Source organism: Streptomyces sp. Root1304, from assembly GCF_001426405.1.
Taxonomy (GTDB): Bacteria; Actinomycetota; Actinomycetes; order Streptomycetales; family Streptomycetaceae; genus Streptomyces.
Window position 1 is genome coordinate 548,074 of record NZ_LMEP01000023.1, and the last position, 9,763, is coordinate 557,836.

A 9,763-nucleotide genomic window follows, 5' to 3' on the forward strand; every position below is an offset into this window, starting at 1 on the left:
GACGTCTCCGATCGGTCGACGGTGCGCGAGGGACCTCACGAGCCCCGGACACGGGGGCAAGGGGTCGGAACGCTCTGAAGCTCAGCGCACCCGCAGCGCCGGGTACAGCCGGGGCGGAAGGGTCCCGGCCAGCACCCACCATGGGGTTTACGCGCAGTGACATCGCGCGTTACGGCGCTGCCGCAGGTCGCGAGCCGCCTCCGGAGACCCGGCCAACCACCCCTGGAGCACCAGACACGCGCGTACCTCCCGAACTGACCGGATGGCACTACCCCCTGGCGTTCACGCGCCACCCGAAGGAATGAACAAGAGGCCGTCAAATTGACGCACGTACGTTCCAAATGTGGCGATGGATGGTGTTGGGGGTTCAGGAGGGGTGGACTTCGTCGAAGAGGGCAAGGGCTTGGGCGGGGTCCGGGCTCACGAGACGGTCGAGCCCGGCCGTCGTCATCTGCGCCCACCTCCCGGCTCGTGCCCACATCTGTTCCTCGAACGCACGGACGGTCTCGTCGAGATCTCCGGGGCGGGTGACGAGGGCCTCGGCGAGTTCGGCGCCCTCGAGCATCGCGAGGTTCGCGCCCGCTCCCAACGGGGGCATCAGGTGGGCGGCGTCACCCAGAAGCGTCACCCCGGGAACGTGGCCCCAGGCGTGGGACACGGGCAGGACGTAGAGGGGACGGTGGATGAACGCGTCGCCGTGACGGAGGAGATCGAGGACGGGAGCGGCCCAGCCGTCGAACCGAGCCAGCAGACTCGCTCGCACGTCCTCGGCGTCGGCCAGGTCCAGATCAGCGTGCCAGTCCAGGGGTGCACGGAACTGCGCGTACACCTTGACGTGACCACCGCTGTTGCGCTGAGCGACGAGAGCCCGGTTCACCCCGTAGGCGGCCGTGGAACCGTCGCAGATCAACCGGGCGAGGCCGGGGTGACGGGTGTCGACGTTGTCGAGTGAGGTCTCGACGAAGGTGACGCCGGTGTAGTGCGGCGTCACGGACGAGACGGCCGGGCGGGTCCGGGACCAGGCACCGTCCGCGCCGACCACGAGGTCGAAGGCTTCCTGCCCGCCGTCCGAGAAATGGACCAGTACGCCATCTCCGGTCCCTGCCGCCACCCGCGTCACGCTCCGGCCCCACTGGACATCGAGAGGCCCGAGCAGCAGGTCGCGGAGTTGCCCGCGGTCGATCTCGGGATTGGCCCGGTCGTCCGGACGGGGCGGCCAGTCGCGCAGAACCGTTCCGTCCGGGTCCAGGATGCGCATGGCCTGCCCCTCGGGGCGGGACAGTGCCTGGAACTCCGTCAGCAGCCCCGCCTTGTCCAGCGCGAGCTGACCCAGCCCTTCGTGCAGGTCCAGCGTGCCGCCCGGGGGACGCGCGTCGGGGGAGGGGTCGCGCTCGAAGACGGTGACGGGGAAGTCGTGGCGGTGCAGGACGCGGGCGAAGGCAAGACCGGCGGGGCCGCTCCCGATCACAGCGATACGAGGTCTCATGGCGATACACTGTATTGATTCGATACGATGCATCGCAAGAGTACGGTGTGACCATGACTGTCTGGGACCGGCCGGAACCGCCGAATCGCCCCGTGCCGCTCGACCGGCAACGGATCGTCGCCGCCGCCATCGCACTGGCCGACGAAGGCGGCCTGGAAGCGGTGTCGTTGCGCAAGGTCGCAGCCCGGCTCAACGCCGGCCCGATGCGCCTGTACGGATACATCTCCACCAAGGAGGAACTGCTCGACCTCATGCTGGACGAGGTCCAGGGCGAGATCCTCCCCGAGGAGCAGCCCGCTGACTGGCGGGAGGCACTGCGCACCCTCGCCCACCGCACCAGACGGACGGCTCTCCGCCACCCGTGGCTGGCCGACCTGCTGGGGGGCCGCCCGACCCTGGGCCCGAACGGCCTCGCCGTGACCGAAGCCACGCTCGCCGCCCTCGTCGAACGCACCGACATCGACACAGCCATGCGCGCCGCGGAGACCGTCAGCGCCTACTTCAACGGCGCCATCAGACGCGAGACCGCGAACCTGCGCGCCGAACGCGCCACGGGCCTGTCCAAAGAGGAGTGGCAGCGCGCCCACGGCCCGCATGTGACAAAAATGCTGGCCACAGGCCGCTTCCCGGCCCTGACCAAGGCCGTACACGACGGCACGGAGGTCGACGCCGAGACATCCTTCGCGACAGGCCTGGAATGGGTCCTCGACGCTGTGGCGACGAAACTCCAGCCACGGATGTGACGCTCGATGCGGGCCGAACGTGAACGAGGTCAAAGCCGGTGCCCACGGGCTGGCGCCGTCACTGATGCCCTAGCTGCGCTCGGCCCTGCGGCCGACGCTCCACGTCGGGGACGACCCGAACCCTCGGCCACGGGCACGGCGGGGCCGACGGACAGGCACGGCGGGGCGGCCCCGCCGACCCCCGGAGGCGCCGGCCCAGGACCCTGCGGGGCCCCGGCCGGCCCTAGCCGGCCGCTTCGGCCCTCTGAGCCAGCGCCTCGTTCATCGCACGGAACTGCGACAGCGTTTCCGTCTTGAGCCGCCCCGCGACGAAGGGCACCGCGACACCGGTGAATCGCTCGCTCTGCGTGAGACGGACGCGATGGTCACCGATCTCCTCGATCACGAACCGGTGCTCCCCGTCCGCGATCCAGCCGGGCCCCATCTTCCCGAGCCAGCGCAGCTCGCGGCCCGGCTCGACGGTCAGTAGCTCCGGGGTGAAGACGGTGTCACCACTGCTGTCGTGCATCACGTTGCGCAGGGTGGCGCCCTCTTCGAGACGGCCGCCCTTCGACGTCACCTCCGTCGAGGTGATGAACGGGTTCCATCGCGGGTAGGCCGGCAGGTCGGTGAGCACCTGCCAGACCTCCTCGGAGGAGGCCTCGATCTCGATGGAAGCGGAAAGCCGGACCGGGTGGGTCTGCGTCCAGGCGGTGTACCCGGCGAGAAGGGCGACGAGTGCGGCCCCGGCCCCGAGGCACAGGCGCCGTCGGCGCCGACGCGGGGCGGGGGCGGGCAGAGGATCGGCGTGCGGATCGGCCGCGGTGGCGGAAGGTAAGCGGATGGCGGTCATGGTTCTTCCTCTCGTCGGAGAACTGGATACGGAGCACGGGGTGTTCGGACCGGCGGGGCCCACGGCGCCGCTGCCGACCACGGGCGAGGCCGTCAGGCGGACGCGCCGCGCAGGGCACCGGTCACGAGCCGGTCGACGTAGGCGTAGTCGATGGGCTGCCCGGTGATGAGCAGCCGGTAGTACAGCGCTCCGGCGAGCTGGTCGAAGACGACCTCGGGCTGCACGTCCGGAGTCAGCTCGCCGTTCTCACGGGCCTGTTCGAGCATGCGCAGCACCAGCGCATTGCGCCGGAGGAACATGGCGTGCACGGCGGCGCCGATGTCCGCGTGCCGGGCGGCCGCAGCGGCCACCTCGGCGACGAGCCCGGCGGAGCTGTCACCGGAACCCTCGGGCCGACCGGCGAGCCGCATCCGGTTGAGCCCGTCGACGATGGCTTCGAGGTACCGGATGAGGTCGGCGCGCACATCACCCCGGTACTCGACGGGCACCTCGTCCTGAAGGCGCGCCACCACGGCGACGACGAGATGGTCCTTGGTGGGCCACCGCCGGTACAGCGTGGTCTTCGCGACTCCGGCCCGCACGGCGACCTCGTCGACGGAGAACCGGTCGTACCCGCGCTCGAGCAGCAACTCGAGCGCCGCCCCCGCGATACGCCCGTCCACCACCTCGCTGCGCGGCCGGCCGCGCCGTACTCCCGGTTCCATGAGCCCCACCCTTCAACGCTACGACCGTTTCGTAAAGGAAGACTAGCGCCGCCCAGGCGAATTACGCAACGGAAGTAGCGAAATAGCAGGAGCCGTTCCGCTCCCCAGATGAGTAGGCCTCCGGAGGCTCGGAGTCGATCCCGCGGGGGACGATGCGGGGTGCTGATGAACTTACGGCAGCAGAGCGGCAGTTGGCGCATGCGGTGCCCCATGGGCTGACCGCCGACCTACGGGGCAGCGAGGCTCTGTGCCACCCGGGACGCGTGCCTCATGGAGGCCGGAGCGGACGATCCGAGCTGAGTTGGTGGCCCGCGGCAGGCCTGCGGGGTTCGACCTACGACGCAGCCGGCCGCATCATCGAACGGCGCAACAAGCGGATACCCCGCAAGCCCGACGTCTGGCGAACCGAGTGGGACACGGCCGACCGGCTGACCGCCTGTACCACGTCCGACGGTACCCGGTGGACCTACCGCTACGACCTGCTCGGGCGCCGCACCGCCAAGCGCCCCACACCGACAATGGGACCGTCGTAGCCGAGACCCTCTTCACCGGGGACGGCAGCCGCTTGGCAGCACAGACCGACTCATCGAACAGCACCACCATGACCTGGGAATACGACGGTCACCGCCCGATCGCCCAAGCCGAGCGCCGCACCACCCCACACCCCCAAGGCGACCAGGACCTCGTCGACGCCCGCTTCTTCGCGATCGTCACCGCCCTCGTCGGCACACCCACGGAACTCGTCGACCACACCGGTGCCACCGCCTGGCACAGCCGCGCCACCCAGCGGGGCGCCACCGCCTGGAACCGCAATGCCTCCGCACACACCCCGTTGCGGTTCCCCGGCCAGTACGCAGACCCCGAGACCGCCTAAGGTCCCCGGCGGGCACACGGAACAGAACAACCTCCACTACCTCAGCCGCCTGCACAGCGAAGGCACGGACGACTGGCTGCCCACCCGCGGAGCGGCCCAACGCAGCGTCTGCCCCGACTTCTGCGCACCCATCATCCGTATCGAGGGCATGCTCGCGGGACCGACGTATGGTGACGACAAACCCACCCACCGGCGGCAGTTCTACTGGCCCAGCTGCTACACCCCGGACACGGAGCAGGAAGAGCACATGAACTACCTCCGCCTACCCGCACGGCTCCTCGCCAGCGAGTCCCTGCCTGGTGTTTCCGAGGCGCTGGGGAACATGGACGGCTGGCTTCTGCGCGACGGCGCGCACTGGCTCGTCACCCGGCACGAGGGCACGATCACCACCAGCAGGATCAGCACCGATCACTCTCAGGTGGTCGCCGACCGCACCACGTGGCCCGCCCCGGCCGCTGACGGCTCCGACACCTACTGCTCGCCCCTGCCCGATGGTGCCTTGGCCACCATCACCCGGGAGGCCGTCACTGTCCAAGAACCCGACGGAACCGTGCGCTGGGAACGCCGGCACCGGGACTGGCAGCATTCACCCGAGGCCTCCGGCGCCTGCACGCCCGACCCGGCCGGGCGTGTCCTTCTGGCGACCATGGCCGGCCCCCTCGGGGCGGACGGGCTTTCCAAGGGCGACATCTGCCGCGCCCTCGACCTGGACACCGGAGAGGTACTTGCCGAGCGTGTCCTGCAGTCCTTCTCCGCGACGTACGCCTTCCAGCAATTCCCGGTCGCGCGCTCCGAGGTTCTGCTCACCGCGTCCATGGGCCAGGACGGTACGCAGTGTCTCCTGATCGCCTACACGGCCGGCAGGCTCGACGCTCGGCCGGCGGGCACCGCTGAGGAGCCGTACGTCGGCCTCGGTACAGACGGGGTGCTGGTCAGCCAGGACGTTGGCGGAGGCTACCTCTGCCGTACGCAGGAGGGTGTAGACGACGTCGTGATCGAGGCAGGCGATGTTCTCCCCGACGAGTGGGTCTTCGTCGGCTACACCCCGGGATTCGTCGACGACAGGCGGATTCTGGTCGCGGCAGCCGAGGAACAGTGGGCGGAGGAGGGCACTCACCTCCTGCTCGACGCCCACACACTCAGACCCCTCGCCGAACTCAACTACCCGCAGACGCCCGGAGTCTGCGCCGTACCGATCGGCGACGGCACGTGGCTCTCCGCCGACGGAGAGACGGTAATGCGCTGGACCACCGCCTGACTCGGCTCGCGGCCCTTGGCCCCTCGGGTCTGATGCAGGGTTGGGTGACAGGTGTGTCACGCGGCCAGGTGGGCCGGTGTGGTCATGACGGTCTCGAATTCGACGGGAGTCAGACGGCCGAGAGAGGCTTGTCTGCGGCGGCGGTGGTAGGTCTTCTCGATCCAGGTCACGATCGCGATCCGCAGTTCCTGGCGGGTGGCCCACTGCCGGCGGTCAAGGACGTTCTTCTGCAGCAAACTGAAGAAGGACTCCATGGCTGCGTTGTCGCCGGCCGCCCCGACCCTCCCTATCGAACCGGTCATCTGATGGCCGACGAGGGCCCGGACGAACTTCCGTGATCGGAATTGCGATCCGCGATCGCTGTGCAGAATGCACCCGGCGACGCTGTCGCGGCGGGCCACGGCATTGTTCAGGGCGGCGACGGCCAAGCGGGACTTCATCCGCCCGTCGATGGAGTAGCCCACGATCCTCTTGCTGAAGACGTCCTTGACCGCGCAGAGATACAGCTTCCCCTCCCCGGTGGCGTGTTCGGTGATGTCGGTGAGCCACAGCTGGTTCGGGCCGTCCGCGGTGAAGTCACGGCGGACGAGGTCGTCGTGCACCGGCGGTCCGGCCTTCCTGGTCCTGCCGCGCTTCTTGCCGAAGACGCTCCACCAGCGGTTGTCCCGGCAGATCCGCCACGCGGTCCGGTCCGCCATGCCAGCTCCCAGACTGCGGGCTTCGTCGGCCAGGAACCGGTAGCCAAACTCCGGATCCTCGCGGTGAGCGTCGAACAACGCGTTGGCTCGGGCGGCTTCCTCGAACTCGCTGTCGGTCACTGGTCGCTCCAGCCAGCGGTAGTAAGGCTGTCTGGCGAGCTTCATCACCCGGCACGTCACCGTGACGGGCACCCCGTCCCCGGCCAGCTCCTTCACGAGCGGGTAGATCCTTTTCCCGGCAGATTCGCCTGCGACAGGTAGGCCGCGGCCCGGCGCAGGACCTCGTTCTCCTGTTCCAGCAATTTGATCCGCCGACGCGCTTCGCGGAGTTCCGCGCTCTCCTGGCTGGACGTTCCGGCCTTGGTCCCCTCGTCGATGTCCGCGCGGCGCATCCACTTCCACAGCGTCATCGCATGGACACCGAAGTCGGCGGCCACCTGCTCGACGGTCACGCCCGGGCCGCGGTTCCTCGCGACCCGCACGACATCCTGACGGAACTCTTCCGGATAAGGCTTGGGCACAGCGACATCCTTCCCACTTGCCCTACAGGGCAAGCCAGTTCAGATGTCACCCGATCGTGCGGCAGACCCGTCATCGAAGCACCGTCCGAGGACATCAGGCAGTTCCGCGAAGTCCTCGCTCAGGTGCTCGGATATGGGCGTGCGGACGCAGTACCCACCCGTGTAGACATCTGACGCACCGCCTGTGCGGAATACATGACTGCCGGCAGCCCGCTACGCGGACCGGCCGACCGTGTCACCAAGATGATCCACGGCTACGAAATTCTTGCCAGGGCCCCTTCCTTGTACGTCGACAACGTCGGCAGAGTCCTAGCCACGGGTGAGGCATACGCCTGGCCGGCGCATCACCAGAAAGGCACCAGGCCCAGACGGACAGGATGAGCGACCAGTGGTCCGTCCGGCCACTGGCAAAGTCCAGGACCGGTAATCCTGGCCACAGGCCGGGGTGGCAGGATCTTGCCGACAGTTCTGAATGAGGAGGCAACGTGGACGACCGCTCTAAGACGGTGTCTCACGTGGCGATTTTGGCGAGCTTCTTGTAGCAGGTCATGACTGCGGCGAGTCCGAGGAAGGCGAGGAAGTGGCTGCCCTTTCGTTCGTAGCGGACGGTCAGCCGGCGGTATCCGAAGAGCCAGGAGATCGATCTCTCGACCTTCCACCGGTGCCTTCCGAGGCGTTCGGAGGACTCCACGCCCGGCCGAGCGATCCGTGGAGTGATGTTGCGTTCGCGCAGCCACGCCAGGTTGCCGGCCGAGTGGTACGCCTTGTCGGCACGAACCTTGTCGGGACGTCGCCGACGAGGGCCGCGGCGCGAGCGGACGGCCGGGATCCCGAGGATGAGCGGGCGAAGCGCTTGGACATCGTTGACGTTCGCGGCAGACACCCCGACGACCACAGGCAGCCCCTGCGCGTCGGTCAGAACGTGCAGTTTGCTGCCCGCTTTGCCTCGGTCGACCGGATTCGGCCCTGTCAGCGGACCCCCCTTTTCGCGCGCACCGAGGCGGCGTCGGCGATCACGGAACGCCAGTCGAGTCCGCCACGGGCTCCGATCTCGTCCAGGACCACGCGGTGAAGCCGACGCCACACTCCGGATGCGGTCCAGACGGAGAACCTCCGGTGAGCCGTCGCCGGCGACACGCCGAATGACGGTGGCAGATACCGCCACGCGCACCCGCTGGTCAGCACATACACGACGGCCGTGAACACGGCACGCTGGTCGACCGGCGCGGTGCCACCGCCCTGCGGGCGCGAGCGGAAGGGCGGCAGTACCGGCTCGACCATGGCCCATAGATCATCCGGCACGAGCCGCTGCGACAGATCCCCACCCATGAACGATCATGATGCCGCTGCCGGCCACCCCGGCGACGGCCGGTGGAGGCGTTGGGCTGGTCGCTCCGCCACCTCAGAATGGGCGCATGGCTCCTCTATCCATCAACCCGCGCTCGTTGAACGCCGACGAACGGGCAGTACTTGAACACATCCTGTCGGCGGAGTTCGTCGGCGCGGCGCAACTGCGGAGTCAACTGGACCGCACTGAGGTGACCGCCGTCTGGGGACCCGATTCTGTGAGCGTTGACCTGCAGGTCCGGGAACCTTGCGAACATGAAGCGCTACCGACAGCGCTCGTGCCCGTCGATGCGCACGTCCATGACCCGTCCGGCGCCTACGTCGGCGAGATCCTCGTCTGGACAGACCGCGGAGCCACGCTTGCGGCCCTGGAGTTTGCCTGGGTCACCGACGAGATGCCCACGTCTCTCCCGGCCGTGGTGGACGGCCGGCTCAGCTGGCCGTCCTGACGACTGAGCCCACCCTCATCGCCTATGGCCCCGCAGCGGGCGAGATTGCCACGTGAGACACCATCTAAGGCCGTACGCCGATAAGGAGTTCTTAGAGACTGCCCGCTGATCTGCTGTCAGTCCCCGCAGAATGCCCCCCCAGGAGCACCGGGCCTACCCGACAGATGGGCCTGAGCACGCTCGATGAKCTCGGCATGGTGCTGTGAGGCGTTGTCGCCACACAGCGCTAGAAGTTGCCGGATACCTGCTGTGATGGTGGACCCGTCGGCCGGCCTCCACCCATGCCTGCCGTCGAGCCCAGCAGCCCGCCCGCCATACAAAGCGCACAAGCAACTCAAGTCCTATGACATGAGCCGAACATGAGTAGACATCAACTCACGAGTGCCACCAGCRCCGAGGAGACGCCCAACAGCAGCCTCCCGTCGTGCTGCACAGGGGCGTTCAGCACCTCTCTGTTTTTCCGTGCCGAACCGGTAATACCGAGGAACCTTGGACATACAGAAGGCAGTCAGCAGAGTGCCTCTGCWGGTACAGACTCAGGATCCGCGCCACCACGGCCTCTTGAGGTTCCAGAAGGTCAGGAATGGAAACACAATTGCCRCACTGAAGAGTCTCGATAATTACTCTTGAATTCATTGCAGGATTCCAGAATCCAAGAGAAGCCGAAATACGAGCCCCCACCYCGCAGCCAGCCGCCTTTCTGGAATTCGCGGAGCGAATTCCAGTGGTTGGATCGCGGAGCGATCCAACCAGGCGTCACGGAGTGACGCCCCATCAACTGTCCTGCGAAGCAGGGCAGTTGAACCGCCGCGTAGCGGCGGCGCGTCGCGTCTGCGGAGCAGACCGCGCGC

The 9,763-nt window shown here is 68.1% G+C and carries 10 protein-coding genes; 5 read left to right on the top strand and 5 right to left on the bottom strand.

Features of this window, described 5'->3' with window-relative positions; translation table 11 throughout:
• Positions 1-367: 367 nt before the first annotated feature.
• Positions 368-1,486 (bottom strand): NAD(P)/FAD-dependent oxidoreductase, encoded by a 1,119-nt coding sequence (locus tag ASD33_RS24585; RefSeq protein ID WP_056564477.1) that lies wholly within the window; start codon positions 1,484-1,486, stop codon positions 368-370.
• Positions 1,487-1,539: 53 nt separating this feature from the next.
• On the opposite strand from ASD33_RS24585, the gene ASD33_RS24590 reads away from it, so the two are divergent.
• The gene (locus tag ASD33_RS24590; RefSeq protein WP_056564653.1) at positions 1,540-2,229 is read left to right on the top strand and encodes a TetR/AcrR family transcriptional regulator; all 690 of its coding nucleotides are present in this window, start codon (positions 1,540-1,542) and stop codon (positions 2,227-2,229) included.
• 223 nt (positions 2,230-2,452) lie between these two features.
• Here the strand turns inward: ASD33_RS24590 and ASD33_RS24595 are convergent, their stop codons facing one another.
• On the bottom strand, positions 2,453-3,061 hold the full coding sequence (locus tag ASD33_RS24595; protein WP_079044987.1) for an SRPBCC domain-containing protein: 609 nt from the start codon (positions 3,059-3,061) through the stop codon (positions 2,453-2,455).
• 92 nt (positions 3,062-3,153) lie between these two features.
• Positions 3,154-3,765 carry a TetR/AcrR family transcriptional regulator gene (locus ASD33_RS24600; protein WP_056564480.1) on the bottom strand — a complete coding sequence of 204 codons (612 nt, stop codon included), beginning with the start codon at positions 3,763-3,765 and terminating at the stop codon, positions 3,154-3,156.
• Between the two features lie 152 nt (positions 3,766-3,917).
• Between ASD33_RS24600 and ASD33_RS34500 the strand changes: the two genes are divergently transcribed.
• The 3 genes from ASD33_RS34500 to ASD33_RS24610 all read left to right on the top strand — a co-directional run bounded on the left by ASD33_RS34500 (position 3,918) and on the right by ASD33_RS24610 (position 5,897).
• A complete protein-coding gene (locus ASD33_RS34500; protein WP_079044988.1) occupies positions 3,918-4,298 on the top strand; it encodes an RHS repeat domain-containing protein in 381 nt (126 codons plus the stop codon).
• 68 nt (positions 4,299-4,366) lie between these two features.
• Positions 4,367-4,639 (top strand): hypothetical protein, encoded by a 273-nt coding sequence (locus ASD33_RS24605; protein ID WP_056564483.1) that lies wholly within the window; start codon positions 4,367-4,369, stop codon positions 4,637-4,639.
• A 247-nt stretch (positions 4,640-4,886) separates the two neighbouring features.
• Positions 4,887-5,897: a hypothetical protein gene (locus tag ASD33_RS24610; protein WP_157870079.1), complete on the top strand. Its 1,011-nt coding sequence runs from the start codon at positions 4,887-4,889 to the stop codon at positions 5,895-5,897.
• A gap of 56 nt (positions 5,898-5,953) precedes the next feature.
• Here the strand turns inward: ASD33_RS24610 and ASD33_RS24615 are convergent.
• Positions 5,954-7,116, bottom strand: a protein-coding gene (locus tag ASD33_RS24615) for an IS3 family transposase (protein WP_107103807.1) whose coding sequence is annotated in 2 segments (ribosomal slippage) — positions 5,954-6,829 and positions 6,832-7,116 — 1,161 coding nt in all. Because the reading frame shifts where the segments join, the coding sequence is not laid out codon by codon here.
• 511 nt (positions 7,117-7,627) lie between these two features.
• Positions 7,628-8,445 (bottom strand): IS5 family transposase gene (locus ASD33_RS35165; protein ID WP_107103805.1). Its coding sequence is split into 2 segments (ribosomal slippage): positions 7,628-8,103 and positions 8,103-8,445, totalling 819 coding nucleotides; the frame shifts between segments, so codons are not numbered across the junction.
• A gap of 86 nt (positions 8,446-8,531) precedes the next feature.
• Between ASD33_RS35165 and ASD33_RS35570 the strand changes: the two genes are divergently transcribed.
• Positions 8,532-8,912 (top strand): hypothetical protein, encoded by a 381-nt coding sequence (locus ASD33_RS35570; RefSeq protein WP_157870080.1) that lies wholly within the window; start codon positions 8,532-8,534, stop codon positions 8,910-8,912.
• Positions 8,913-9,763: the final 851 nt, after the last annotated feature.

Excerpts from the sequence above, each read along its gene's own strand:
- ASD33_RS24585 (WP_056564477.1), bottom strand. The coding sequence starts at position 1,486 with ATGAGACCTCGTATCGCTGTGATCGGGAGCGGCCCCGCCGGTCTTGCC.
- ASD33_RS24590 (WP_056564653.1), top strand. The coding sequence starts at position 1,540 with ATGACTGTCTGGGACCGGCCGGAACCGCCGAATCGCCCCGTGCCGCTC.
- ASD33_RS24595 (WP_079044987.1), bottom strand. The coding sequence starts at position 3,061 with ATGACCGCCATCCGCTTACCTTCCGCCACCGCGGCCGATCCGCACGCC.
- ASD33_RS24600 (WP_056564480.1), bottom strand. The coding sequence starts at position 3,765 with ATGGAACCGGGAGTACGGCGCGGCCGGCCGCGCAGCGAGGTGGTGGAC.
- ASD33_RS34500 (WP_079044988.1), top strand. The coding sequence starts at position 3,918 with ATGCGGGGTGCTGATGAACTTACGGCAGCAGAGCGGCAGTTGGCGCAT.
- ASD33_RS24605 (WP_056564483.1), top strand. The coding sequence starts at position 4,367 with ATGACCTGGGAATACGACGGTCACCGCCCGATCGCCCAAGCCGAGCGC.
- ASD33_RS24610 (WP_157870079.1), top strand. The coding sequence starts at position 4,887 with ATGAACTACCTCCGCCTACCCGCACGGCTCCTCGCCAGCGAGTCCCTG.
- ASD33_RS35570 (WP_157870080.1), top strand. The coding sequence starts at position 8,532 with ATGGCTCCTCTATCCATCAACCCGCGCTCGTTGAACGCCGACGAACGG.